Raw genomic sequence first — 24,321 nt, 5'->3', positions numbered from 1 at the left:
TACAGGTTGTCATGCCCACGTTCTCCCCTCGTCTCTTCTGGCTGCTGCCCCTGTGCGCCCTCGCCCTGTTGCTGGCCTGGCGCCCCCAAGCCAAGGCACCCGCCAGCGACTACATCACCGCCAGCGCAAAGACCCGGGATCTGGAGCAGCTCATCATGGCGGACGGCACCCTGAAGGCGCGCAAGCAGGTGAGCGTGGGCGCCCAGGTGTCGGGCCAGATCAAGAAACTGCACGTGACTCTGGGGCAGGAGGTCAAACAGGGGGAGCTGCTGGTCGAGATAGACGATCTGCCCCAGCAGAACGCCCTCAAGGATGCCCTGGCCCAGCGCGACAACCTCCAGGCCCAGCTGGATTCCAAAGAGGCCACCCTTCGCAATGCTCGCCTGGCGTACCAGCGCCAGCGGCAGATCGTCGCAAGAGGTCTTGGCAGCACGGCCGACCATGACAGCGCCAAGGCGACCCTGGACGAGACCCTGGCCGATATCCGGGCCCTCAACGCCCAGCGGGTGCAGGCCGAGATCGCGGTGGACACAGCCCGGGTCAACCTGGGGTATACCCGGATCCTGGCCCCCCTCTCCGGTACCGTGGTGGCCATGCCGGTGGAGGAGGGGCAGACCCTCAACGCCAGCCAGAGCACCCCTACCCTGCTCAAGATTGCCCAGCTCGACACCATGACGGTGGAGGCCAGGATCTCCGAGGCCGACGTCATCAACGTCCGGGTCGGCATGCCGGTCTATTTCACCATTCTTGGCAACAGCCAGCGCCGCTTCGAGGGATCTCTGCGGGCCATCGAGCCCGCCCCCGACACCATCAATGACGACGACACCACCAGCAGCAGCGACAGCAGCGCCATCTATTATCACGGCCTGTTCGAGGTGCCCAATCAGGACGGTCAGCTCAGGATCAGCATGACGGCCCAGGTCTATCTGGTGGTCGCCCGGCTCAAAGAGGCGCTGGTGATCCCGGCCATCGCCCTGCTGGGGGACCAGGTCCGGGTGGTCGACGACGGGGGCAAGGTCAGCCTGCGCCGGGTCAAGGTCGGCCTGAACAACAAGGTGGATGCCCAGATCCTGTCGGGCCTGAGCGCCGGTGAACGGGTGATCGTCAGCGAAGTGAGCGCAGGCCAGAGCGACGCCGCCGGGGGCATGCCGCCCCCCATGGGAATGTGACCATGGGCGCCTTGTTGCAACTGCGGGGCATCCGCCGCCACTTCGGAGAGGGTGAGCGCACCGTCACCGTGCTCGACGGCATCGATCTGGCGATCGCCCGTGGAGAGATGGTGGCCATCGTCGGCGCTTCGGGCTCCGGCAAATCCACCCTGATGAACCTGTTGGGCTGCCTGGATCAGCCGAGCGAGGGGGCCTATCTGGTGGCCGGGCGCGACACCGCCACCCTCAGCCGGGACGAGCTCGCCGCCCTGCGCCGGGAGCACTTCGGCTTCATCTTCCAGCGTTATCACCTGCTGGCGGATCTCGATGCCCGCACCAATGTGGAGGTGCCCGCCCTCTACGCCGGTCTGGATCCGGCCGAGCGACGCCAGCGGGCCGTGGCCCTGCTGACCCGCTTCGGCCTCGCCAGCCGGCTCAGCCACAAGCCGAGCCAGCTCTCCGGCGGCCAGCAGCAGCGGGTCAGCATCGCCCGCGCCCTCATCAACGGCGGCGAGGTGATCCTGGCCGACGAACCGACCGGGGCCCTCGACAGCCAGAGCGGCGCCGAGGTGATGGCGAGCCTCCAGGCCCTGCATCGCCAGGGCCACACCCTGGTGATCGTCACCCACGACATGGACATTGCCCGCCACGCCGAGCGGATCATCGAGCTGAAAGATGGCCGGGTCATCGCCGATCGCCGCACCCGCCAGCCACAGGCCCTCCCGACTCTCCAGACCGCCGCTGCGCCGCACGCCAGGGGGAAGATCCCTCTGATGGCCGGGCTCGGCAATGCCCTGCGCATGGCGCTGTGGGCCATGGTCGCCCAGCGTCTGCGCACCTGTCTCACCATGCTCGGCATCATCATAGGTATCGCCTCGGTGGTGACCGTGGTGGCCCTCGGCCAGGGCTCCCGGGAGCGGGTGCTGGAGAACATCAACGCCATGGGCACCAGCACTCTGGAGGTGTTCCCCGGCCGCGGCTTCGGGGACATGCGCTCCGCCACCATACAGACCCTGAGGATCGGGGACGCCGAGGCCATCGCCGGGCTGGACTACGTGCACAGCGTCACCCCCAGCCTCAGCACCAGCGCCACCCTGCGTCTTGGCAGCACCGCCGTCTCCGGCACCATCAACGGGGTCGGCGCCCAGTTCTTCCAGGTCAGGGGCTATCGCCTGGCCCAGGGCATGGGCTTCGATCGCCAGAGCGAGGAGAGCCTGGCCCAGGAGGTGGTGATCGACGAGCACACCCGGGACAAGCTGTTCGCCCCGACCCAGTCCCCCCTGGGCCAGGTGATCCTGCTGGGGGATCTGCCCTGCCGGGTGATCGGGGTCGCCATCAAGAACCAGAGCGGCTTTGGCAGCGACGAGACCCTCAACGTCTGGATCCCTCATACCACCGCCATGAGCCGCCTGCTGGGGCAGAGCCATCTGCGCAGCATCAGCGTGCGGGTGCGGGACGAGGTGAGCCTGGACGCCGCCCAGGATGGCATCAGCCGCCTGCTCACCCTGCGCCACGGCAGCCAGGACTTCTTCCTGCTCAACACCGACAGCATCCGCCAGACCATCAGCCAGACCAGCGCCACCCTGACCACGCTGATCGCCCTCATCGCCCTCATTTCCCTGATCGTCGGGGGCATAGGGGTGATGAACATCATGCTGGTCTCGGTCACCGAGCGCACCCGGGAGATAGGGGTGCGGATGGCGGTCGGCGCCCGGACCCGGGACATCCAGCAGCAGTTCCTCATTGAAGCCGTGCTGATCTGCCTGCTGGGGGGCGTGCTCGGCATCGTCCTCTCCCTGGTGCTGGGCCAACTGTTCGACCACTTCAGCAGCGGCGTCCGGATGAGCTACTCCCTTGCCGCCATGGGGGTGGCCTGCCTCTGCGCCAGCCTGATCGGGGTGATCTTCGGCTTCGCCCCGGCCCGCCAGGCCGCCAGGCTGGATCCCATCCACGCACTGGAGCGCGAATAGCCCGCCTTGACGCCGGGGTGACGCCACTCACCCCGACACCGGATCGGGGGCCGATGCCCGGCCCCGCCACCAAGCCTGAACGCCCGCACTTCTTCCCAGACTGCGCGGGTTCTTTGACCGGGTCCCGTACCCGGTCTTTTTTTGTCTCCCGCCCGCCACACCCACAAAAAAGCCGCCCGAAGGCGGCTCTTGTCATCACGGGCCAGGCGGTTATCCGGGCCATCAGGCGCCGATGATGCCGCCATCGTCCCGGGTGATCCGCAACACGGCGGAGCGGGGAATGGCGGTGCCGCCGTCCGGGAAATGGGAGGGCGCCCCCTCCTCACCCGGGTGCTGCACCCCGACGAACAGGGTGCGCCAGTCAGGCGTGAAGGTGAGGCCCGTTATTTCGCAGGCCACGGGGCCGGTCAGGAAGCGGCGCACCTCGCCGCTCGCGGGATCGGCGCACAGCATCTGGTTGTTGCCCATGCCGGCAAACTGCTTCTCGTTGGAGTAGTCGCCGTCGGTCTGGATCCAGAGCCGCCCCGCCTCGTCGAAACCGATGCCGTCCGGGCTGTTGAACATGTTGTCCGGATGGATGTTGGCACTGCCCGCCATCAGCCCCTCCTTGTGCACGCCGGGGTTGCCCGCCAGCAGGAAGAGATCCCACTCGAAGCGGTCGCTCCCGTGATCGTCCCCCATCGGGCGCCAGCGGATGATCTGGCCATAGGGGTTCTCGGCCCTGGGGTTGGCGCCATCCAGGGGCTGGTTCTCCTTGATGCCGCGGTTCTTGTTGTTGGTCAGGGTGCAGTAGACCTCGGCACGGTGGGGATGCACGGCCACCCACTCGGGCCTGTCCATGGTGGTGGCGCCAAGCCGGGTCGCCGCCTCCCGGGCGAAGATGAGCACCTCCCCCTGATCGGCGAAGCCATTCTCCCGGGTCAGGCCGTGCTGGCCGTGTACCAGGGGCAGCCACTGGCCTGTGCCCCTGAGCTCCCCCTCCTTGGCCTCGAAGCGGGCCACATAGAGGGTGCCCTCGTCCAGCAGATCCCGGTTGGCGGGGTCATTGCCCGGCGCCACCCTGTTCTTGGAGACGAAGCGATAGATGTGCTCGCCCCGCTCGTCGTCGCCCAGGTAGACCACGGCGCGGCCATCCTTGTTGACGGTGAAGGCCGCATTCTCATGTTTGAAGCGGCCAAGGGCGGTGCGCTTCTTCGGGGTGGAGGCGGGATCGCGGGGATCGATTTCCACCACCCAGCCGAAGCGGTGCGGCTCCTGGGGATGCTTCGCGAGATCGAACCGCTCGTCAAATTTGTGCCAGCCAAAGCCTGCATCCTCGGCGGCCAGGCCGTAGCGGGCGGCGCGCTGGTCCAGCACCGGCTTGCCCTCGCTGCCGAAGTAGCCGTTGAAGTTCTCCTCGCAGGTGAGGTAGGTCCCCCAGGGGGTCTGGCCATTGGCGCAGTTGTTGAAGGTGCCAAGGGCGGTGCGCCCCTCGGGATCGGCCTGGGTCTTGAGCAGGGCATGGCCCGCCGCCGGGCCGCTCAATGTCATGGGGGTCGTGGCGGTGATGCGGCGGTTGAGGGCCCCCTTGGGGTTGGCCTGCCACTTGCCATCGACGCGCACCAGCTCCACCAGGGAGACCCCGTGGGCCGCCTGGGCCTTGGCGACGGCGCCGGCACTGAGGGCCTTGCCGCCATCCGCAAACAGGTATTCGTAGTTGGTGTATTCGTTGTTGACGGCGAGCAGGGCGCGATCCGGGCCCAGGGAGAAGAAGCTCATACCGTCGCTGTTGTCGCCAAACTGGCGGGCCTGGGCCTTGGCATCGTTGCTTTGGGCAAAGGCGGGGGCATCGGGGAAGAGGGCATCTCCCCAGGCGATCAGCACCTCGGCCTTGTAGCCGGGCGGCACCACTATGGTGTCGGCCACCGAGGCGGGCACGGCCTGGAAGCCAAGCAGCGGCTGGGTTGCGGCGGCCACGGCCTGGGCCACGGGGCTCGCGGCAAAGAAGGCCACCATGCTGGCGGCGCCCACCCCTTTGAGGAAGCCACGGCGGCTGAGATCCGCCTCGATGAGGCGGTTGAACGCCGGCTCCTGCTCGCGGGGGTGGTTGGCACTGTCTTTCTCGTCAAAACGGCTCATCGGCTTTTCCTTGTTATCTCGGCGCAATCATTGCGTCATCACGGCGTCCGGCCACAGCATGGCAGCGCTTTATTAAACGAGAATGACAAATGATGAGATAACCGGCTGGCCCGGCAAGACGCCACCGCCAACGACAAGGGGCGGTGGACACCAGTCCCACCGCCCCGAAAGACACATCGCCGACAGAAGCTCTCCCTTCTAGCCGCACTTCTTCAGGCTGATATGCCAGTTGGCGCCGGATTGCACCTGATGTTTGGCGGCGAAGCTGTCCATGTTCAGCGCCACCGACACCTGCAACAGGCTGTTGAGGTAGACCAGGGGCTGGCCCTCCGGCACATCGCCAAAGCTGCTGACGTAGGGGGCCTTGCCCTCGTATTTCAGCGCATCCCCTTCGCTGATCCTGATGCAGGCGTTGTCCCCCTTGTGGATACCCGCCTTGGTCAGCAGGCTGTCGTCGATATTGGTCCAGACGTTGCCGTACTGCACGTCCAGGATCGGAATGGTGCCCTTGAGGGTACCGTCTTGCTCGGCCACCGCCGGCTGATAGGGGATGGTCACCACCTCGGCGGGCAGCAGAGGCCCCACCTGCTCGAAGCTGATGGCACCGGAGGCGAGGCGCGCGCCGGTGTAGGCGTAGACGTCGCGGCCGTGGAAGGTGTAGGACTTCTCGGAGCCCTTGAGGCGGTTGGTTTTCTCGTCTATCTGGCGCACCGCCTCGATGCCCAAGTGCTCCGCCACCAGGGTCAGGGTGCCGTTGTCCGGGCTGACGATGTAGTGGCCGCTCCTGGTCTTCAGTACCACCGACTTGCGTTCGGTGCCGACACCGGGGTCCACCACGCTGACGAAGACGGTGCCCGCGGGCCAGTATTGCAGGGTCTGATAGAGGCGGTAGGAGGCTTCCCAGATGTTGTAGGCCGGGATCTCGTGGGTCAGGTCATGGAGCGGCAGGGTGCGGTCCACCCCGAAGGCGACCCCCTTCATGGCCGAGACGGCGCCATCCTTGAGACCGAAGTCGGTCTGGAACACCAGAGCCTCGTTGGCAAGGGCACTCGCCCCCACCAGAGAGAGAGCGAGCACGAGGGCGCGGGGGACGATACGAATATCCATGTCAGGGCTCCTTTAAAGACGTTTGGACGTCCAGATTGCCACTCATGGGGATCTTTGCAACCCCTGATGCCCGAATGGGGGGCGAAATGACTCGCCAATCCGCCCCGTGCGGGTGTATCCATGGGGCATCCAACGCCGGGAGCACACCAGATGACCAGAGAGCATCACGACACCATTTTGCTGAGCCTGGGCAATACCCGAAGCCAGGTCGCGCTCACCGCGGCCGATGGCACCAGCCAGACATTTGCATTGACACTGGGGCTCGATGCCCTGACCCCGGGACCCTTTCGCCGGGATCCGCCGACGCCCCTGGAGCTTGAGCAAGCCATCATGGTGGTGGAGGATGTGCTGATGCCCCTCGCGGCACGGATCCCGCCCCACCCCGTGCTGCACCTGCAAAGCCCGGAGCCCCTGGCCGAGGTGCTAGGCAACCGGGTGCAGAACCGGGAAAACATAGAGCGGTTGTTCGGCCAGCTTGCCGCCATGGTGGAGGGGGATCCCCTGGCCTCGGCCCAGTTGCCGAGGGAGAGGCGCATCGCAGCAGCCCTGCTGATCCTGCGGGAGTGGATGCACCACCTGGATGCCGGGAGCGTCGTCCTGGTCGATGGGTGATGCCCTGTCACACAGCGGGCTCGAAGGGATGCCGTGACACCGCCCAGGCCAGCCCCAGGCTTGTCAGGGTGCTGCCGACGAAGAGCAGATCCAGCGCGACGCCAAGACCGGCCCCGTCGCTCACCCAGCCCAGCAACACGGGTACCCAGTTCGCCACATAGGCGATCACATAGAAGAGGGAGAGCAGCCGCGCGTGGCTGGCCGGGGGCGCGATGCGATTGATCAGGGTCGCACTGCCCACGAACACGGCCCCCTGGGCATAGCCCGCCACCAGCAGCCCGAGTCCCGCCAGCCAGCTGGGCAGGCCGTGAACGGCCCCGGCAAAGAGCAGCACGCACAGCGCCAGGGCCAGCACGCCGCTTTGCAGGGTATGGCGGGCATCGAGGCGACGGGCCCAGAGCTGGCAAAGCCCGGAGAAGACCAGATAGGCCGCGACAAGATAGCCGAACAGCCCCAGATCCGTCATGCCCAGCATCTCGCTCACCACCTTGGGACCCATGGCCAGCAAGCTGGCCGCCACCGCCCAGGCGGTGAAGAGCGCCAGGGCGCAAAGGAAGAACCCGGCCCCCGTGGCCCTGAGCCCCTCTCCCAGGGAGCCGCCACTCTGCCCGCTCGGGGCGGCCTCCGTCGCCCTCACCCCTTTGGGCCAGCTCAACACCAGCCCCCCGATGGCGCAGGCCGCCATCCCCAGGATCAGCAGAAACGGCAGCGTGGTCGGGTAGAGATCCTGCTGCAGCGCCAGCCCGCTGAACACGGGGCCAAGGGCCAGCCCGGCGGTGAAAGACAATGTGGCGCTCAGCGCCGCCCGCTTACCCCCATCCCTGGGGCCAAAACGCAGCAGCGCCACATTGGCGGCACCGGTCAGGCTGCCCGTGCCAATCCCGGCCAGCAGCCGCGCCAGCAAAAGGGTCCAGAAGCTGTCGGCCAGGGAGAAGAGCAGGGCCTCGCCCCCGACCGCCACCAGGGCAGGCAGGATCAGGGTGCGCAGATCCGCCACGCGTCCTGCCAGGTTGCCCACCCCGAACAAGGCGATGAGCACGCCCCCCGCATAGCCGCCATAGATGAGGCTGAGGCCGAGATCGCTCAGGGCCAGCGCCGCCTGGTAATGGGGATAGAGCGGGGTAGGCACGCTGCTGTTGAGCAGGGCCGACATCAGGGCGAGGGAGAGAAACCAGCGCAGACGAGGATGGACAACCTGACCTGGCTCGCAAGCCGGGACGCTTGAGACAGACATGGACACTCCAGTGGCAGACGAATGAAGCCGCAATCGGGAGCGACATCATAGCGATCCCGCCCACCCCGGACTGCGGCAGTTCTGCATCACGCCGACTCAATCCTGCATCACGTCGAGGTGGCGCGCGCCCTTGGCCGGGGAGCCGCAGGCACGCACCGGACCCGGTCTATCCCCTTGTGCTGCCATCCCCGCTGGCATCTAATATTGCGGCGCCAATCGGGCGTTCTGCTTGAGTGAGGAGCAAGCATGATCAACTGGGACGATGCCCGCTTCTTCCTGGCCCTGGCACGGCGGGGCAGCCTGCGACAGGCCGGACTCGAGCTCGGGGTGGATCAGGCCACCGTCGGGCGGCGGATCACCCTGCTCGAGCAGCAGCTGGGGGCCAAGCTGTTTATCCGCACCCCCAGACACTATCGGCTCAGCCCCCTCGGGGAAGCGCTGCAGCCCCAGGCCGAGGCCATGGCGCAGGCGGCCCTGGCCATGATGCGCACCGCAAGCCTGGGGGAGCTGGAAGGGGAGGTTTGTATCGCCACTACGGATACCCTTGCCCAGGGCTTCGTGCTGCCCGCGTTCACCCTGCTGCGCCAGCGCCACCCCGGCATCCGCCTCAAGTTGCTGACCGCCGTCAGCGTGAGCGACATCCCCAATCAGGAGGCGGATCTCGCCATTCGCAGCGTGCGCCCCGAGCAGGGAGATCTCGTGGTCAAACGGCTCGCCACCATCAAGATGGGGCTCTACGCCTCTCCCGACTACCTGGCCAGGCGAGGCACGCCCCGCTCGGGTCAGGCACTGCAAGAGCACGACCTGTTGCTCTTTCCCAGAGAGCTGGTGGCCCGTCACTGGCTGAGTCTGTGCGGCGAACCGCTCCACGAGCCCAACGTGGTCCTGCAGAGCAATGCCCAGCTGGTGCTGATGGCCGCCGCCCGGCAGGGGCTCGACATCGCCCTGCTCTCCACCTTCCTCGCCGAGGAGGATCCCGCCCTGGTGCGCCTGCTGCCTGACCAGCACGATCCCATCGACATCTGGATGGTGCTGCACCCGGACGTGCAGAAGACGGGCCGAATGCGCGCCCTGGTGGCAGCCCTGGAGGAGGTGTTCCAGCCCCTGCAACAGACCCAGCCCTCCGCCACCCCCTGTCAAACGCACAGGGATTGAGCGGGTATGCCCCCCATACGGGGCACTTTCTTCGCAACGAACCATGTTAGAGTCCGCCGCTGTTTTTTCCTTTGATAACGGGGCCTTACATGAAGAAGTTTGTTGTTTCATCCAGTGTCATCCTGATGGCGGGCTTGCTGACAGCCTGTGCGAGCGAGTCGTCGCGCACCCTGGAGGTACCCAAGGTTGCCTCCTATCAGAGCCACTATCAGGGCGCACGCAGCCCCATCGCCGTCGGCAAGTTCGACAACCGTTCCAGCTACATGCGTGGCATCTTCTCCGACGGCGTGGACCGGCTGGGCAACCAGGCGAAAACCGTGCTGATCACCCACCTGCAGCAGACCGGCCGCTTCAGCGTGCTGGATCGCGACAACATGGCGGAGATCCAGGCCGAAGCCGGGATCAAGCAACAGGCTCAGCAACTCAAGGGCGCCGACTACGTGGTCACCGGCGACGTCACCGAGTTTGGTCGCAAGGAAGTCGGTGATCATCAGCTGTTTGGCATCCTGGGTCGCGGCAAGTCACAGATCGCCTATGCCAAGGTCAACCTGAACATCGTCAACGTCACCACCTCGGAAGTGGTCTTCTCTTCCCAGGGTGCCGGGGAGTACGAACTCTCCAACCGCGAGATCGTCGGCTTCGGCGGCACCGCCAGCTACGACTCCACCCTGAACGGCAAGGTGCTGGATCTCGCCATCCGCGAGGCCGTCAACAATCTGGTGAACGGCATCGAGACCGGTGCCTGGCGCCCGGCCCAATGAGGAGAGACGAGATGACGCTGTTCCGTCCTTCTCTGCTGCTGGTCAGCGGCCTGCTGCTGAGCGCCTGCGCCCAGGGGCCGCAGACGCTCTACAACTGGGAGCAATATCAGGGAGTGGTTTACCAGCACATGCAGGGTGACGACACCGGGGTCGAAGCGCAGATCGATGCGCTGGAGAAAAACCAGCAAGAAGCGAGCGCCAAGGGGCAGGCTGTGCCACCGGGCTTTCACGCTCACCTCGGCATGCTGTACGCCCAGCTCGGCAAGGATGCCCAGACTCGCGAGCAGTTCGAAACCGAGAAGCGCCTCTTCCCCGAATCGGCCCCCTTCATGAACTTCCTGATGTCCAACAAGAAGGGAGAGACCCAATGACCCTGCGCCCCCTCCTTGCCCTCACGCTGGGCGCCCTCCTCCTGGGCGGCTGCGCACAGGGCCCCGGCTACGACTACAGCAACTTCAAGGAGAGCAGACCAACCTCCATTCTGGTGCTGCCGCCGGTGAATCACTCGCCGGACATCAAGGCGGGCCCCAGCCTGCAATCCCAGATCACCTATCCGCTCGCCGAGTCCGGCTATTACGTGCTGCCGGTGGCGGTTACCAACGAGACGTTCCGGCAGAACGGCGTGACCGAGCCCGCCGACATCCAGGCGCTGCCCATCAAGAAGCTCCACGAGATCTACGGTGCCGATACCGCCCTCTACCTCGACATCAAGGAGTACGGCACCAGCTATCTGGTCATCTCCAGCGAGACAGTGGTCACCGCCAGTGCCCGCCTGGTGGATCTGCGCACCGGCAAGATGCTGTGGGAAGGCAGTGCCAGCGCCAGCAGTGCCGAGCAGCAGGGCAATTCGGGGGGCGGCCTCATCGGCATGCTGGTGGTGGCGGTGGTCAATCAGATTGCCAACACCCTGACCGACAAGGGCCATGAAATCGCCGGCATCACCAGCGTCAGGCTGCTCAGTGCCGACATGCCCAACGGCATCCTCCCTGGCCCCCGCTCGCCGAAATACCAGGCTCGCTAAGGCGCCTGTCACAGTCCACACAAGAGGGCGCCATGCCCTCTTGTTTCAGCCCCCCCCCCTTTTCCCCGCCCACCATCGAATGCGATCTTATCGTCTATCTTTTTGATATTACTGGCTCATTTTTGTGCACCCCCCATGGCACCCCACCAACTTCATCTGGTGATGCCCGGTAAAATCAGTTACAAAAAAGGCCTCTGTCACCACGGGAGCGTTCACGCCATGGCCGCCTCACTGCTGCGTTTCCTCCCCCGTCGATGGCTCACCCGGCTTGGCTGGCTCTGCCTGGCCCTGATGGGGCTCGGATTGGTGTGCAACTACACCTACCTTCGTATCAGGCACGACATGGCGATCATCACCGCCAAGCAGCCCAACCTGTTCGAGGTGTTCTATCAGCGGGCCCGCATCCTGGCGCCGGAGAAACTGGCCGCCTTCATCGACAACAGCAGCATCAAGATGCCCATCTTCAGCGAGAACGGGGATGCGACGGCCTATGCCTATGGCTATGATCTCCCCACCCTGAAGCGCCTGGCGGTCATTCCCGTGTTGCCCCCGGCCAACCAGATGCTCCTCGCCTACCTGTACGTCATCTCCAACCCCGAGGTCCTCAACCTCTACGCCTTCTATGATGATCGCCGCATGCTTGGCATGGTCGCCAGCAAGGGGATGCTGCCGAGCCAGTTGTTGCCCATCAACACCGACCTCAGCGACATCGAGCCCTGGACCCACTATTTCGGTTGCGCCTTTTTCGCGGCCACCCATGTCCCCTGCAGCACGGATGAAGCCTGGGTCTCCGGTCTCTATACCGACACCTTCACCGGGTTGCAGGCCATCACCCTCTACTTCCCCTTCATCTATTACGAACCCGCCATCAAGGACTACCGCTATGGGCTCAAGGGCATCGACATCGCCGTCGACCGGGCGTTCAAGGAGGTGCTGCGCCCCTTCGAACATCTCAACCCGACCCGGACCGTCCTCTCCTTCGAAGAGGTCGAGCCCTGCCGCCCGTTCCACCTCTGCCTGAGCACGCCGCTGATGCGCACCAAGGCGGGCAGCGACCTCTATCTCAAGTGGTCATACAGTTACGGTGACTTTGCCCGGGCCGTGCTCTACGGGCCGGCCTTCAAGATCTATCTCATCGTCATGCTGCTGCTGATGCTGACGGGGCGCAGCCTGGTTACCCGCCTGCGCACCCTGGCCCAGACCGACCACCTGACCCGACTGCCGCGCCGTGACATCCTGAACGAGGCGCTGCTGCAGGAGCACGACTACCTGATGATCCTCGACATCGACAACTTCAAGTCCGTCAACGACACCCATGGCCACGGGGTGGGTGACCTGGCGCTCGTCGCCTTCGCCGCTCACCTCAAGGCCAATATCCGCAGGGGCGATGTCGCCATTCGCTGGGGCGGGGAAGAGTTCATCGTGCTGTTCAAGGGGATGGACGATGACAACATGATGCATCACTCCGCCGCCCGTCTGCTGGAGCGGCCATTGCGCATCCCCGAGCTGCCCGCCCCCATCACCTTCTCCGCCGGAGTGACCCGCATTCGCGATTACCTGACGGTGGCCGAGGCGGTGCAACTGGCCGACGACCTGCTCTATCACGTCAAGCAGCACGGCAAGCGCAATATCGCCTATTACCAGGGGCAGACCATCCGTCTTGTCCGCGATCCGGGCGCCGATTCGGCCCCCTGAGCGCTCCGGCTTCTGCCGCGCCCCCGCTATCTGTTACCATCCCGCCACGCTGATTGTTTCCGTCCCTGCAACGGGGCGGGATAACCCCATACTGGTGCCCTATGTCCATTGCCTCCTTCGCCGAACTGGCCCTCTCCCCCCGCTTGCAGCAAACCCTGACCGAGCTTGGCTACGCCGCCCCCACCCCGGTGCAGGCCAGCGCCATCCCCCTGATCCTCGCGGGGCGGGATCTGATGGCGGGCGCCCAGACCGGCACCGGCAAGACCGCCGCCTTCGTGCTGCCGCTGCTGGAGCAGTTGCTGCAACACCCGACGAGCGATGCCCCCCGCCCCATTCGCGCCCTGGTGCTGGTGCCGACCCGCGAGCTGGCGGTGCAGGTTGCCGAGAGCGTCACTCGCTACGCCAGGGGCACCACTCTCACCAGCACGCTGGTCTACGGCGGGGTGAGCATCGCCGCACAGGTGGAGGCGCTGAAAGCAGGGGTGGATATCCTCATCGCCACCCCGGGCCGCCTGCTCGATCACCTGCGCCAGGGGGCGCTGAGCCTCGCAGCCCTGCGCCATCTGGTGTTTGACGAGGCGGACCGGATGCTCGACATGGGCTTTATGGACGAGATCAAGGCGCTGCTGAAGCAAATCCCGGCGGATCGCCAGACCCTGCTGTTTTCGGCCACCTGCGACGACAACCTCTTTGCCCTCTGCAAGGTGCTGCTGCGCGACCCGGCGCTGGTGGAAATGGCACCGCGCAACACCACGGCGGCTGAGGTGGAGCAGCGGGTCTATGCGGTGGACAGCGATCGCAAGGTGGCACTGGTCCAACACATGCTGACCGTGAAAGGCTGGGCACCGGCCCTGATTTTCAGCCGCACCCGACAAGGGGCCGACAAGCTGGCCCAGCAGCTTGGCAAGGGGGGCATCAATGCGCTGGCCTTCCACGGGGATCTATCACAGAGCGCGCGGGAAAACGTGCTGCTGGCGTTTCGCGCCGGCACCTTGCAGGCGCTGGTGGCCACCGACGTGGCGGCTCGCGGCCTCGATATCAGCGATCTCAACCATGTGATCAATCTGGAGTTCCCCTATCAGCCCGAAGATTACGTCCATCGCATCGGGCGCACCGGCCGCGCCGGCAACAAGGGACTCGCCATCACCCTGTTCAGCCCGGAAGACGCGCCGCTTCTAGAGAAGGTGGAGGCAGTGCTCGACACCCGTCTGCCCCAGCAGTGGTTCCCGGGCTTTGAGCCGGATCTGACCCGCTTCGACCCCGAGCCGCGCCGCGCCAGCAAGGGCGCCCAGAAGCAGAAGGCCAGAAAGCAGGCCCTCGCGGGCAACAAGGGCGGTAAGGGACGAAAATCCTGACACGACGGTTTGCTGGGGCAGCCATGCGGCTGCCCCAGCATCACCCCTCTCCAGACCCAGGCCTGTGGGGTGACGCCAACCGCTTTCCTGCCCCCCTGTTCTGCTCCGCGCCCTCCTCCTCAGTCCGCTTGCCCTGACCCGGCGACCCTTTGCCACACTCTGCTACAAAAGAGGTAGTCAGGGGGCACACTTTCGCCACAAAGCAGGCGTGCAATGGAGGCATGGACAAGGAGGACATCATGAAACCCGCATCCCTCGTCTGGGCCCTGCCCCTGACCCTCACCCTGCTCTGGCTCGCTGGCCTCACCCAGTGGCCCGCCAGCGTCTGGCCTTGGCGCCACGAGCTGCTGATCCTGACCGGCCTGATTGGCCTTGGCGCCATGACCCTCTCTTTGCTGCTCGCCCTGCGCCTGCCCAGGCTCGAAGCCTGGTGCGGCGGGCTGGATCGCATGTTGCACCTGCACCGCAGCAGCGCCCTCTGGGCCACCGGCACCCTGGTGGCCCACTGGCTGCTGGTGGAAGCCCCCAAGTGGGCCGTCGCCGTCGACTGGCTGACCCGGCCAGCGCGCCGCGGTGCTGGTGCTGGTGCTGGTGCTGGTGCTGGTGCTGGTAACGATGCCCTGTGGCACGAACTCGGCAATACCCTGGGGGAATGGAGTTTCTATCTGCTGCTGGCGCTGGTGGTGGTAAGCCTGCTGGCGGTGGTGCGCTACGAGCGCTTCAAGGTGGTTCACCGGCTGGCTCCGGTCATCTATCTGATGGGCTGGCTGCACGGGCTCTGCCTGCTGCCGCGCATCGGCGCCCTGACCCCGGTCGGCCTGACCCTACTTATCGGCGGCGGGCTGGGGGCTCTGGGGGCGCTCTACTCCCTGTTTGGCCGGGTGGGGCGGGACGCACGCCGCCAGGGGACGGTCAGCGCCCTCATCCCTCTGGACGAGTGCACCCTGGAGATCAGGGTCACCCTGGCCTCTCCCATTACTGGCTACCGCCCCGGGCAGTTCGCCTTCTTCGACTTCGCCGGGCGCGGCGAGCCCCATCCCTACACCCTGGTCAATGTCTCGGCGGATGGCCGCACCCTGACACTGGCGGTGCGCGCCCTCGGGGATCACACCCGCTGGCTGCACCGCCACCTCAAGGTGGGGGATACGGTCACCGTGACCGGCCCCTATGGCGCCTTCGCCCTGCCGGATCCGGCCCCCGCGCTCTGGGTGGGCGCCGGTATCGGCATCACCCCCTTCGTCGCCTGGCTGGAGGCCCTGGTGCGCCGTGGCGAACAACGCCCCGGCACCACCTTGCTGCAGTGCGCCCCCACCGCCGAGGCCGCCCCTTATCACGCCCGGCTGGCCGAGCTGTGCCGCCGGGCCGGGGTCGAGTACCAATTGCACCTGGAATCCGAGCGCGGCCGACTGGATCTCGCCGCCCTGGGCCAACGCCAGCACACCCCGGTGTGGTTCTGCGGCCCCGAGCCCATGGCCCACACCCTGGATGCCCATCTGGCCACCCCGCTGCACCGGGAGCTGTTTCGCTTTCGCTGACGGGCCAGCCGGCGCAGTCAGCCATCGGCTGCGCCGTTTTTCTCGGTGCGGGGCGCAGGCGGGCCGGCAAACAGCAAGATTGTCCAAGCGGGCGACACAGGCTTGGGGCTAGATTAGGGGGGCAGTCTGGTACAGGAGGGAAAGATGGCGCAGGACAACCAGTTCATATTCGCACACAGTCAGCACCTGGCGAGCCTGACTGCGCTGCGGGTCAACATGACGGAATTTCGCTACGACCGTCACGCCCACGAGGAGTACTCCTTCGGGGTCACTCTGGCCGGGCGGCAGAACTTCTTCTGCCACGGCGGAGCCCACTCCAGCCCGGCAGGCAGCGTCATCCAGTTCAATCCCGGGGATGTCCACGACGGTCATGCCGGTGACAACGCCAGCCTCGACTACACCATGCTCTACATTCCGCCCCACGAACTCACCCCGCTGTTTGCCGATGCCGCGGGCGAGCGGGCAATGGGGACCTATCGGTTGTTGCAGCCCCTGGTGCGCGATGAGGCGCTGAGCGCCTGCATCCTCGAGCTGGCCCAGGCGGTGCGCGGCCAGGCCGACAGCATAGAGCAGGAGTTTGCCCTCTATCGCCTCGCCACCCGGGTGATGCAGCAGGCGGGACGTTTTGAGCCCAATGGCCGGGTGAGCCGCATCGATCGCCTCCTGTTGCAGGCCAGGGACTTTATCCACGCCCACTTCCAGCAGGATATCTCCCTGGCCGACATCAGCGCGGCGGCCAACATCTCCAAGTACCACTTCCTGCGGCTGTTTCGCCAACAGCTTGGCATCACACCCCATCAATACGTGATCAACTGCCGCATCAATGCCGCACGGCGCGCCCTGGCCGCCGGAGAGTCGGCGCAGGATCTGGTGTACCGCTACGGTTTCACCGATCTCAGTCACCTCAACCGTCGCTTCAAGCGCATCTATGGCATGACTCCCACCCAATACAGTGCCAGCCTGATCCGCTGAGCCCAAGGAACACCCCATGATTGAGCTTCTCGCCTATGCCATCGGCATCATGTATACCCCTGGCCCCGTCAACCTTATCGGCCTCAATGCAGGCCTGGGTGGCCGCACCCGCGCCTCCCTTGGCTTCTTCCTCGGGGTCGGCTTGGCGATGTTCGTGCTCCTGCTGCTCTTTGGCTGGGCGGGCACCCGCCTGGTGCGGGAAGATACCCTGATCTATGTCAGCCTGGTGGGGTGCCTCTATATCGCCTATCTCGCCATCAAGATTGCCAGCGACAGCGGCGAGCTCGGTGCCAACGAGGCGCCTGCCCGCCCTCTGGGGGTGCGCAGCGGCTTCGTCATCCAGTTGCTCAACCCCAAGGCCATGATCGCCACCCTGCCCATCACCAGCATCCAGTTCCCGGCAGCCCAGATCCACGGCTGGAGCCTGCTGCCCTGGTCCCTGCTGCTCGGCCTGCTGGCCGCCGGCGCCCCCGGCAGCTACTCGATGGCGGGCAGTCTCATCGGACGTCATCTTCAACATCCTCGCTGGTTCAGGTACTTCAACCTGCTGATGGCCGCCCTGCTGCTCTACAGCGCCATCGCCCTGGCCTACCTGCATGTCTACCTGCCGCTGGCTGGCTGAGCAGGTCAATTGCCCACGCCAAAAACGGTGAAACACCACCGATGAAATGGCACTGCAACTGAGAAGACACAGGCCGGGCACTGCTTCACCGGCCTTTTCGGGTCATTTTCGCCATGGGCTGACTATCCTCAACAGGGTCTTGTGCCCGAAGTGACACTCCCCATGGTTCGCTTCGGTACCAGAGGCAGACCCCTTCCCTCATCGGCGTCAACGCAGCAATACGACGCCATGACCAAAACCCTCATTCGGATATTGATGCAGGTTGAATGAATCAATATCATCTTGCGGCCCCTGGTCATGGATAAGAATGTTGTATGTCCTTTGATAAAAAGCACGGTGAGTTCATCTTCAATGTGCAGGAACACCTGGTCACCTGCGAGCTGATCGGCCCTTTCAATGAAGAGGGTATGCTGACGTGGATTACGGAGATTAAGCGCGTAGTAAACAGTCTTGATGGTAAGCGTTTCTGCGCCCTGGTGGACCATCGCCAGCATCAGGGGGTGGTGCTCTCCGCCCTGCCCCATCTGCAAGAGACCTATCAGTGGCTGACACAGAAGAATCTGGTGGCCATCGCCTCCCTCTATTCGGCCAAGGTGCTCCATCACATCGCCCTCTCCTGCCTCTCTCTCACCCATCCGGACCATATCCGGGCATTCAACGACCCCCAAGAGGCCATCGCCTGGCTGGATGCGCAATATCGGGCTCAGTGACCAACCCGGCCTGTGTTGATACGCCATATGCCGCGCCCTCACCGCCCTGGTCCGGATAAACAGGCCCCAATCCCTGCCCTGAGGTGCTGAGCCCGGCAGCAACCGATGGCTATTCCCCGAGCGACAGGAAAGAGGCCACCGTCAGACCCGCCGCATCTTGCCCGGTTATCTGTACCGGCAGGGCAGCATCCCGGCCAAGGGGCATCTGCGCCGCCCGCACGCTGCCGCCCCAGAAGCTCGCCACCAGTATCAAGGCCCCGGCCAACCCGTATTTGATCCAGGATTTCATTGTCTTGCTCCCCTCTCGTTGGCCCTCGCCACCCCTGTGACAAGGGAAGGTGCGAATAAGCGGGGAAATTCTTCTCGGCTGACTCAGTCATTTCATTTCTTCATGTTTGAGCCGATTTTTTCTCCCGTAAATGCCTTGAATCAGCCTATTTAGACCGTTTCTTCGCCATTTAAGGCGTTATCCCCAGTTTTTAGTGAGATCTCTCCCACTGACGTATCATTTGGTCCGCCCGAAACAGGTTGGCCAGCGTGAATAACATCGCCAGTTGGTTATCGTTTTTCAGCAACCCCTTGTATCTGGCTTTCACGAAGCCGAACTGTCGCTTGATGATGCGAAATGGGTGCTCCACCTTGGCCCGGATGCTGGCTTTCATGTATTCGATGTTGATGGCCGTTTTGTTCTTGCGTGGATGCTGTTTCAAGGTTCTTACCTTGCCGGGGCGCTCGGCGATCAGCCAGTCCACATCCACCTCGGCCAGCTCCTCGCGCTGTGGCGCCCCTTGGTAGCCGGCATCGGCTGAGACAAATTGCTCCTCTCCATGCAGCAGATTACCCAGCTGATTGAGGTCATGCTCGTTGGCCGCGGTGGTGACTAGGCTGTGGGTCAGGCCACTCTTGGCATCGACACCAATGTGGGCCTTCATGCCAAAGTGCCACTGATTGCCTTTCTTGGTCTGATGCATCTGCGGATCGCGTTGCTGCTCTTTGTTCTTGGTCGAGCTGGGTGCCTCAATGATGGTGGCATCGACCAAGGTGCCTTGAGTCATCATGACGCCTGCTTCGGCCAGCCAGCGATTGATGGTCTTGAACAATTGGCGGGCCAGTTGATGCTGCTCCAGCAGGTGGCGGAAATTCATGATGGTGGTGCGGTCCGGCAAGGCGCTATCCAGGGATAACCGGGCAAACAGACGCATGGAGGCGATTTCGTACAGAGCATCTTCCATCGCGCCATCGCTCAGGTTGTACCAATGCTGCATGCAGTGAATGCGTAACATGGTTTCCAGCGGATAAGGTCGCCGGCCATTACCAGCCTTGGGGTAAAACGGCTCGATGACTTCCACCATGTTTTGCCATGGCAGAATCTGCTCCATGCGGGACAAGAAAATCTCTTTTCTGGTCTGACGGCGCTTACTGCTGAATTCACTGTCGGCGAAGGTAAGTTGATGACTCATGATGAACCCTGTTCCATGGCTCCAGATGACAAACATGATCTCATATCAGGGACTTGTTCGCACCTTCCCTAGTCCTACTGGTAATCACCCTCACCCCAACGGCGGCGTCCGCGGCGGCACCATTCGCTTGCTGCCGGTGGACTCGAAAGCCGAAGCAAAGCGCAGCAGGTTGTTGTCGTCATAGGCGCGGCCGGCGAAGGTCAGGCCCACCGGCATACCGATATCGGCCATCACGCCCATGGGGACGGTGACGGTCGGCACGCCGAGGTGGCGGATGGCGAGGTTGCCGTTGGCCACCCAGATGCCGTTGCTCCAGGCGATATCGGCGGAGGCCGGATTCACGTCCGCATCGGCCGGGCCCACGTCAGCGACGGTGGGGAACAGCACGGCGTCGAGCTTGAGCTCGTCCATCCAGTCCTCCAAGTCCAGCTTGCGGGTCTGCTCCAGCCCACGCAGGCCGTCCGGCACAGAAGCAATCTCGTCGAAGCGCTTGAGGCCGCGCTTGGCCATCTTGACGTACTCGTCCATGCCCGCAGCCAGATCGCCCTCGCGGTTCGGCAAAGTGCCCGGATCGTGGGGGAAGATCTGGGGGCCATCCACATCGGCGAGTTTATTGAGCTTGGGATCGCCGTTGGCGCGCAGAAAGTCGTCGAACGCCCAGCCGGAGAGCTCCCACAGCTCGTCGTTGAGAAACTCCGGGCTCACGATACCGCGATTGAACACGGTCGGTGCGCCGGGTCTGTCCCCTTCGCAGTTGGAGACCAGCGGGAAGTCCACTTCGATGACTTCGGCGCCAGCGGCTTCCAGCGCTTTGCGCGCCTCTTCCCACAACGCAATCACGGTCTCGCGGGTATGAATGCGCTGACCGGTCGGGCCGCCGATACCGGGGTTGTCGCTGGTGCCGGCCAGTTCATCCTTGTTGATAAACATGCGCGGCACGCCGAGGCGCTTGCCCTTGAGGGCATCGGCCTTGGCAGCCAGTTCCAGATAGGACGCCGGACGCACTTCGGAGGCCTTGGGCAGTTGCACCCAGGGCTGCATACGCCAGAGATCACCACGAGTCTCGGCATCGTCGGCGACCACCACATCCAGCACTTCCAGCAGATCGGCCATGGTGCGGGCATAGGGCACCACCACATCCATGGTCGGAGTCAGCGGCCAGTTGCCGCGCACCGAGATGACGCCACGGGACGGGGTGTAGGCGCACAGGCCGTTGTTGGAAGCCGGGCCACGGCCGCTCGACCAGGTCTCTTCCGCCAGACCAAAGGCGGCGAAGCTCGCGGCGGTGGCAGTACCGGCCCCGTTGGAGGAGCCGGAGGCAAAGGGCGCGGTCAGGTAGTCGGCGTTGTAGGGGCTCTCGGCACGGCCATAGACGCCGCGCTGCATGCCACCATTGGCCATGGGGGGCATATTGGTTTTGCCAAGGCAGATGGCACCGGCGGCGCGCAGGCGCTCAACGGTAAAGGCATCGCGCTGGGCCACCAGATCCTTGAAGGCCGGGCTGCCGGAGGCGGCGGTCAGCCCCTTGACCAGATAGCTGTCCTTGGCGGTGTAGGGGATGCCGTCGAGCGGCCCCAGGGTTTCCCCACGGGCGCGGCGCGCATCAGACGCCTCGGCCTCTTTCAGTGCATCGGGGTTGGGCACCACGACGGCGTTGAGGCGGGTTGATGTCTCGGGGCCGTCATAGGCGGCGATCCGAGCCTGATAGGCCTCGACCAGTTCGACCGCAGTGGCGCGGCCTGATTCGAGCGCGGCACGCAGATCGGCAATGGAAACCTCGGTCACTTCGATCATGGGGATCTCCTGTAAAAGGGTGACTGTTTGTCATGATGATCGCCGCATCGGCGCCGGCGACCATCACATTATCAAGAGATAAAACCCCACGGCGTGGGGTTTTGAATTTCTACACTCTTCGACCAGCTTATTTGCCAGACGGGATCTGCTGGGTAATGCAGTGGATATTGCCACCCCCCAGCAGGATCTCCCGGGCCGGTACGCCGACGACCTTATGCTCCGGGAAGATCTCTTCCAGAATGCGCTGGGCTTCGCCATCGGTGGCGGCATCCAGCAGCGGGTAGACGATGCGATCGTTGGTGATAAGGAAGTTCACGTAGGAACCGGCCAGACGGCCTTCTGCCTCGCGCGGCACACCGCTGCCGCTCTCGACGCCGGCGGACTCTTCCTGGGTGCAGTAGAGCGGGCCCGGCTGGGGCAGCTTCCACACTTTCAGCTTGCGACCCTTGGCATCGACCGCCGCTTCCAGCACCTGGAGGGCAGCCAGGGAGCGGGCGTACTGGGGATCTGTCTCATCGTCAGTCCAGTGCAGCGCCACTTCACCCGGACGCACGAAGCAGCACATGTTGTCGATGTGGCCGTCGGTCTCGTCCATGTAGACCCCTTCGTCCAGCCAGATAAAGCTGGTGACGCCCAGATAGTCGCGCAGGTGAGCTTCGATCTGCTCTTTGCTCAGGTGCGGGTTGCGGTTTTCGTTGAGCAGGCACTCGGCGGTGGTCAGGCAGGTGCCTTCGCCATCCACATGAATGGAGCCCCCTTCCAGAATGAGCGGCGCGTCGTAACGATCCATACCGTGCTGTTCCAGCATCCGGGCAGCGACCTCTTCATCCTGGTTCCACGGGTAGTAGAGACCCCCCTTGTGGCCGCCCCAGGCGTTGAAGCCCCAGTCCACCCCGCGGCACTCGCCTGCGGCGTTGGTGACGATGGTAGGACCTGTGTCGCGGGCCCAGCAGTCATCGCTGGCCATCTCCACCAGGGTAACGTGGGCGGGCATGATGCCACGGGCCTGCTCCATAAACTGGGCCGGCACCCCCATAAAGACCGGCGTCGCGCCACCGATGGCATCCGCCACCTTGGCGAAGGTGGCCTGGGCGAAGCGACCGGCTTCCCGCCAGTTGTCCGGGCGGAACGGCCAGATCATCCAGACGGCCTGCTGGTGAGCCCACTCGGCGGGCATGGTGAAGCCGTCGGCGGCCGGCGTGGAATTCATGGTCTTGATGCTCATCGCAAGGCTCCTTGCATGGATTGAGGCCCCCGATTTGCCTGGGAACCCTGAAAAAATAAGAGTGGGTCGCAGTGTAAGAAGTTGCGCGCCCATCCATCAAATGAATAGGATTAATTGTCCCATAAACACGGCGAATAATCCCCCCCATGAAACTGCACCAGCTCGACCTCAATCTGCTGCTCGCCTTTGACGCCCTGATGACGCAAGGGAGCGTGACGCGCGCCGCCGAATCGCTCTTTATCAGCCAGCCCGCCATGAGCCACTCCCTCGGCCGATTGCGGGCCTTTCTCGGCGACCCGCTGCTGGTGCGCACGCCCCAGGGGATGTTGCCGACTCCCCGGGCCCAGCGCCTGCACCTTGGGGTGCAGCAGGCACTGCGGCTGCTGGAGCAGCAACTCTGGGAGGAGGACGAGTTCGCGCCGCGTCAGTCGAAGCGCCGCTTCGTGCTCTGCACCACGGATTACGTGGAGTGCGTGCTGATCCCCCCCCTTATCCAGCGCCTCAGGAAGCTGGCGCCGGGCGTCACCATCGAGATCCGCATCCTGCGCGATACCCTGCCCGAAGCCGAGCTGGCGAGCGGCGAGATAGATCTCGTGCTGGGGTTTGACGAGTACATGCAGGTGCCGGGGTATCTGGGCAAGGAGACCTGGCTCACCGAACCCCTGGCCGGGCTGGTGCGCGCCACCCTGGAGCTGGAAGAGGAACGCATCACCCTCGAGCAGCTAATCGAGATGCCCCATGTGTTCCACTCGCCGCTCGGCACCTCGGAGGCGAGCCTCGACCGCTATTTGCAGAGCCTGGGCCATAGCCGCACCATCTCGGTCAACAGTCAGAGCTATATGTCCGCCGCCGCCATCGTGAGCCAAAGCGACCACCTCTTGGTACTGCCCAGCATGGTGGCCGAGCTGCTCGCCAGCCACTGGCCGCTGAAAAGCCTGCCCCTGCCCGACGACGTGCCGGACTATCACCTCAACTGCGTCTGGCACCCGGTCCACGCCCAGCAACCGGCGTTGATCTGGTTGAAGGCGTTGATGAAGGATGTGGTGAATCCGGGCTAAGCGGCTGCGGCTGGCAGTTCCTCCCCCTTATCCCCAACCCTTCTCCCATTCTTTTGTAAATGAGCGGGAGAAGGGGGCAAACCCCCTGTTGCGAGGGGCATTCCCAGCAACAACAAAGGCTCCCGCGGGAGCCTTTGTTGTTTCCATCCTAGCCATCACGCCCGCAGGGCGCTCATCATCCGGGCGACGACACCGGCCAGCAGAGGGCGGTCGGGGTGACACTGGGCGAAGGTGACCAGTCCCTGGATATGGACCTGCAAGAAGGCGGTCAGGGTGGGGATGTCCCCCTCTTTTGCCAGCTCTCCCTGCGCCTTTGCCAGGGCCAGCTGCCCGGCCAGATCCTGTTCCAGCTCGCCGTAGATGGCCTTGAAGCGAAGGTGCAGCTCCTCGTCCTGCTCCGCCAGCTCCATCAGGGTGCGGGTCAGCAGGCAGGAGCCCTGCAGGGCATCGTCCACCACCTGCTCGAGGAAGGCGTGCAGCCCCGCCAGCGGACTGGGCTGTGCCAGGCAGCGACGGCGCAGGGCTCCCTTCTCTGCCACATAGTGATCGACCGCCGCCAGCAGCAGGCCGCGTTTGTTGCCAAAGGCGGCATAGAGGCTGCCGGGGTGCAGGCCGGTTGCGGCCACCAGCTCCTGCATGGTGGTCTTGGCATAGCCTTTGGCGCGAAAGGCTTCCATGGCGTTTCGCAAGACGGCATCCCGATCGTATTCGGCGCTGCGCATGGGGTCTCCGGTGGCAAGGTCCCGCGGGACGGAAAAAACAGGGCGGC

General features: G+C 64.6%; 22 protein-coding genes. 14 read left to right on the top strand and 8 right to left on the bottom strand.

Annotated elements, in window-relative coordinates; all coding sequences use genetic code 11:
- The first annotated feature begins 11 nt into the window (after nucleotides 1–11).
- Together ACPW74_RS01555 and ACPW74_RS01550 are read left to right on the top strand one after the other, a co-directional pair.
- Nucleotides 12–1,169: an efflux RND transporter periplasmic adaptor subunit gene (locus ACPW74_RS01555; RefSeq protein WP_223954864.1), complete on the top strand. Its 1,158-nt coding sequence runs from the start codon at nucleotides 12–14 to the stop codon at nucleotides 1,167–1,169.
- A 2-nt stretch (nucleotides 1,170–1,171) separates the two neighbouring features.
- Entirely contained in the window at nucleotides 1,172–3,118 is a 1,947-nt protein-coding gene (locus ACPW74_RS01550; RefSeq protein ID WP_413228779.1) for a MacB family efflux pump subunit, read from the top strand.
- A 222-nt stretch (nucleotides 3,119–3,340) separates the two neighbouring features.
- Here the strand turns inward: ACPW74_RS01550 and ACPW74_RS01545 are convergent, their stop codons facing one another.
- Nucleotides 3,341–5,236 (bottom strand): PhoX family protein, encoded by a 1,896-nt coding sequence (locus ACPW74_RS01545; protein ID WP_223954862.1) that lies wholly within the window; start codon nucleotides 5,234–5,236, stop codon nucleotides 3,341–3,343.
- Between the two features lie 198 nt (nucleotides 5,237–5,434).
- Nucleotides 5,435–6,343: an SAM hydrolase/SAM-dependent halogenase family protein gene (locus ACPW74_RS01540; RefSeq protein ID WP_043155343.1), complete on the bottom strand. Its 909-nt coding sequence runs from the start codon at nucleotides 6,341–6,343 to the stop codon at nucleotides 5,435–5,437.
- 150 nt (nucleotides 6,344–6,493) lie between these two features.
- Between ACPW74_RS01540 and ACPW74_RS01535 the strand changes: the two genes are divergently transcribed.
- The gene (locus ACPW74_RS01535; protein WP_104451814.1) at nucleotides 6,494–6,955 is read left to right on the top strand and encodes a hypothetical protein; all 462 of its coding nucleotides are present in this window, start codon (nucleotides 6,494–6,496) and stop codon (nucleotides 6,953–6,955) included.
- A 7-nt stretch (nucleotides 6,956–6,962) separates the two neighbouring features.
- On the opposite strand, the gene ACPW74_RS01530 is transcribed toward ACPW74_RS01535, so the two are convergent.
- Nucleotides 6,963–8,189 carry an MFS transporter gene (locus ACPW74_RS01530; RefSeq protein WP_223954861.1) on the bottom strand — a complete coding sequence of 409 codons (1,227 nt, stop codon included), beginning with the start codon at nucleotides 8,187–8,189 and terminating at the stop codon, nucleotides 6,963–6,965.
- A 246-nt stretch (nucleotides 8,190–8,435) separates the two neighbouring features.
- Here ACPW74_RS01530 and ACPW74_RS01525 point away from each other — a divergent pair, with 246 nt between their 5' ends.
- From ACPW74_RS01525 to ACPW74_RS01480, 10 genes are all read left to right on the top strand, one after another.
- Nucleotides 8,436–9,344: a LysR family transcriptional regulator gene (locus ACPW74_RS01525; RefSeq protein ID WP_223954860.1), complete on the top strand. Its 909-nt coding sequence runs from the start codon at nucleotides 8,436–8,438 to the stop codon at nucleotides 9,342–9,344.
- An 89-nt stretch (nucleotides 9,345–9,433) separates the two neighbouring features.
- The gene (locus ACPW74_RS01520; RefSeq protein ID WP_029313711.1) at nucleotides 9,434–10,105 is read left to right on the top strand and encodes a CsgG/HfaB family protein; all 672 of its coding nucleotides are present in this window, start codon (nucleotides 9,434–9,436) and stop codon (nucleotides 10,103–10,105) included.
- 11 nt (nucleotides 10,106–10,116) lie between these two features.
- Nucleotides 10,117–10,476, top strand: a complete 360-nt coding sequence (locus ACPW74_RS01515; RefSeq protein WP_042016536.1) for a DUF4810 domain-containing protein — start codon at nucleotides 10,117–10,119, stop codon at nucleotides 10,474–10,476.
- Complete coding sequence (locus ACPW74_RS01510) at nucleotides 10,473–11,126, top strand: DUF799 domain-containing protein (protein WP_104451817.1); 654 nt, start codon at nucleotides 10,473–10,475, stop codon at nucleotides 11,124–11,126. The genes ACPW74_RS01515 and ACPW74_RS01510 overlap by 4 nt, the downstream gene beginning before the upstream one ends.
- Before the next feature lie 219 nt (nucleotides 11,127–11,345).
- Nucleotides 11,346–12,821 carry a GGDEF domain-containing protein gene (locus ACPW74_RS01505; RefSeq protein WP_223954859.1) on the top strand — a complete coding sequence of 492 codons (1,476 nt, stop codon included), beginning with the start codon at nucleotides 11,346–11,348 and terminating at the stop codon, nucleotides 12,819–12,821.
- A gap of 101 nt (nucleotides 12,822–12,922) precedes the next feature.
- Nucleotides 12,923–14,176 (top strand): DEAD/DEAH box helicase, encoded by a 1,254-nt coding sequence (locus ACPW74_RS01500; protein ID WP_223954858.1) that lies wholly within the window; start codon nucleotides 12,923–12,925, stop codon nucleotides 14,174–14,176.
- A gap of 221 nt (nucleotides 14,177–14,397) precedes the next feature.
- Nucleotides 14,398–15,711, top strand: a complete 1,314-nt coding sequence (locus ACPW74_RS01495; protein ID WP_425858525.1) for a ferredoxin reductase family protein — start codon at nucleotides 14,398–14,400, stop codon at nucleotides 15,709–15,711.
- Between the two features lie 144 nt (nucleotides 15,712–15,855).
- Nucleotides 15,856–16,683, top strand: coding sequence for an AraC family transcriptional regulator (locus ACPW74_RS01490; protein ID WP_010672934.1), 828 nt, complete (start codon nucleotides 15,856–15,858; stop codon nucleotides 16,681–16,683).
- A 16-nt stretch (nucleotides 16,684–16,699) separates the two neighbouring features.
- Nucleotides 16,700–17,305, top strand: coding sequence for a LysE family translocator (locus ACPW74_RS01485; protein WP_223954856.1), 606 nt, complete (start codon nucleotides 16,700–16,702; stop codon nucleotides 17,303–17,305).
- 314 nt (nucleotides 17,306–17,619) lie between these two features.
- Nucleotides 17,620–18,015, top strand: a complete 396-nt coding sequence (locus ACPW74_RS01480) for a hypothetical protein (RefSeq protein ID WP_010672931.1) — start codon at nucleotides 17,620–17,622, stop codon at nucleotides 18,013–18,015.
- Between the two features lie 109 nt (nucleotides 18,016–18,124).
- Here ACPW74_RS01480 and ACPW74_RS01475 read toward each other — a convergent pair whose 3' ends face one another.
- The 4 genes from ACPW74_RS01475 to aguA all read right to left on the bottom strand — a co-directional run bounded on the left by ACPW74_RS01475 (nucleotide 18,125) and on the right by aguA (nucleotide 22,494).
- Nucleotides 18,125–18,304: a hypothetical protein gene (locus ACPW74_RS01475; protein ID WP_129146634.1), complete on the bottom strand. Its 180-nt coding sequence runs from the start codon at nucleotides 18,302–18,304 to the stop codon at nucleotides 18,125–18,127.
- Nucleotides 18,305–18,494: 190 nt separating this feature from the next.
- Entirely contained in the window at nucleotides 18,495–19,475 is a 981-nt protein-coding gene (locus ACPW74_RS01470) for an IS5-like element IS5 family transposase (protein ID WP_026141915.1), read from the bottom strand.
- 90 nt (nucleotides 19,476–19,565) lie between these two features.
- Complete coding sequence (locus ACPW74_RS01465) at nucleotides 19,566–21,269, bottom strand: amidase (RefSeq protein WP_223954855.1); 1,704 nt, start codon at nucleotides 21,267–21,269, stop codon at nucleotides 19,566–19,568.
- Between the two features lie 127 nt (nucleotides 21,270–21,396).
- Nucleotides 21,397–22,494, bottom strand: coding sequence for an agmatine deiminase (aguA, locus tag ACPW74_RS01460; protein WP_223954854.1), 1,098 nt, complete (start codon nucleotides 22,492–22,494; stop codon nucleotides 21,397–21,399).
- Nucleotides 22,495–22,640: 146 nt separating this feature from the next.
- On the opposite strand from aguA, the gene ACPW74_RS01455 reads away from it, so the two are divergent.
- Complete coding sequence (locus ACPW74_RS01455) at nucleotides 22,641–23,552, top strand: LysR family transcriptional regulator (RefSeq protein WP_113069661.1); 912 nt, start codon at nucleotides 22,641–22,643, stop codon at nucleotides 23,550–23,552.
- Nucleotides 23,553–23,707: 155 nt separating this feature from the next.
- On the opposite strand, the gene ACPW74_RS01450 is transcribed toward ACPW74_RS01455, so the two are convergent.
- On the bottom strand, nucleotides 23,708–24,274 hold the full coding sequence (locus tag ACPW74_RS01450; protein ID WP_010672924.1) for a TetR/AcrR family transcriptional regulator: 567 nt from the start codon (nucleotides 24,272–24,274) through the stop codon (nucleotides 23,708–23,710).
- Nucleotides 24,275–24,321 lie beyond the last annotated feature (47 nt).

The organism is Aeromonas sp. INTO2, assembly GCF_049860605.1.
Taxonomy (GTDB): Bacteria; Pseudomonadota; Gammaproteobacteria; order Enterobacterales; family Aeromonadaceae; genus Aeromonas; species Aeromonas caviae.
Note: the sequence above shows the minus strand (reverse complement) of the source record. Positions and strands in the feature narration are given on the sequence as shown.

Coding starts and splice junctions, on each gene's coding strand:
- ACPW74_RS01555 (WP_223954864.1), top strand. CDS start 12: ATGCCCACGTTCTCCCCTCGTCTCTTCTGGCTGCTGCCCCTGTGCGCC.
- ACPW74_RS01550 (WP_413228779.1), top strand. CDS start 1,172: ATGGGCGCCTTGTTGCAACTGCGGGGCATCCGCCGCCACTTCGGAGAG.
- ACPW74_RS01545 (WP_223954862.1), bottom strand. CDS start 5,236: ATGAGCCGTTTTGACGAGAAAGACAGTGCCAACCACCCCCGCGAGCAG.
- ACPW74_RS01540 (WP_043155343.1), bottom strand. CDS start 6,343: ATGGATATTCGTATCGTCCCCCGCGCCCTCGTGCTCGCTCTCTCTCTG.
- ACPW74_RS01535 (WP_104451814.1), top strand. CDS start 6,494: ATGACCAGAGAGCATCACGACACCATTTTGCTGAGCCTGGGCAATACC.
- ACPW74_RS01530 (WP_223954861.1), bottom strand. CDS start 8,189: ATGTCTGTCTCAAGCGTCCCGGCTTGCGAGCCAGGTCAGGTTGTCCAT.
- ACPW74_RS01525 (WP_223954860.1), top strand. CDS start 8,436: ATGATCAACTGGGACGATGCCCGCTTCTTCCTGGCCCTGGCACGGCGG.
- ACPW74_RS01520 (WP_029313711.1), top strand. CDS start 9,434: ATGAAGAAGTTTGTTGTTTCATCCAGTGTCATCCTGATGGCGGGCTTG.
- ACPW74_RS01515 (WP_042016536.1), top strand. CDS start 10,117: ATGACGCTGTTCCGTCCTTCTCTGCTGCTGGTCAGCGGCCTGCTGCTG.
- ACPW74_RS01510 (WP_104451817.1), top strand. CDS start 10,473: ATGACCCTGCGCCCCCTCCTTGCCCTCACGCTGGGCGCCCTCCTCCTG.
- ACPW74_RS01505 (WP_223954859.1), top strand. CDS start 11,346: ATGGCCGCCTCACTGCTGCGTTTCCTCCCCCGTCGATGGCTCACCCGG.
- ACPW74_RS01500 (WP_223954858.1), top strand. CDS start 12,923: ATGTCCATTGCCTCCTTCGCCGAACTGGCCCTCTCCCCCCGCTTGCAG.
- ACPW74_RS01495 (WP_425858525.1), top strand. CDS start 14,398: ATGGACAAGGAGGACATCATGAAACCCGCATCCCTCGTCTGGGCCCTG.
- ACPW74_RS01490 (WP_010672934.1), top strand. CDS start 15,856: ATGGCGCAGGACAACCAGTTCATATTCGCACACAGTCAGCACCTGGCG.
- ACPW74_RS01485 (WP_223954856.1), top strand. CDS start 16,700: ATGATTGAGCTTCTCGCCTATGCCATCGGCATCATGTATACCCCTGGC.
- ACPW74_RS01480 (WP_010672931.1), top strand. CDS start 17,620: ATGTCCTTTGATAAAAAGCACGGTGAGTTCATCTTCAATGTGCAGGAA.
- ACPW74_RS01475 (WP_129146634.1), bottom strand. CDS start 18,304: ATGAAATCCTGGATCAAATACGGGTTGGCCGGGGCCTTGATACTGGTG.
- ACPW74_RS01470 (WP_026141915.1), bottom strand. CDS start 19,475: ATGAGTCATCAACTTACCTTCGCCGACAGTGAATTCAGCAGTAAGCGC.
- ACPW74_RS01465 (WP_223954855.1), bottom strand. CDS start 21,269: ATGATCGAAGTGACCGAGGTTTCCATTGCCGATCTGCGTGCCGCGCTC.
- aguA (WP_223954854.1), bottom strand. CDS start 22,494: ATGAGCATCAAGACCATGAATTCCACGCCGGCCGCCGACGGCTTCACC.
- ACPW74_RS01455 (WP_113069661.1), top strand. CDS start 22,641: ATGAAACTGCACCAGCTCGACCTCAATCTGCTGCTCGCCTTTGACGCC.
- ACPW74_RS01450 (WP_010672924.1), bottom strand. CDS start 24,274: ATGCGCAGCGCCGAATACGATCGGGATGCCGTCTTGCGAAACGCCATG.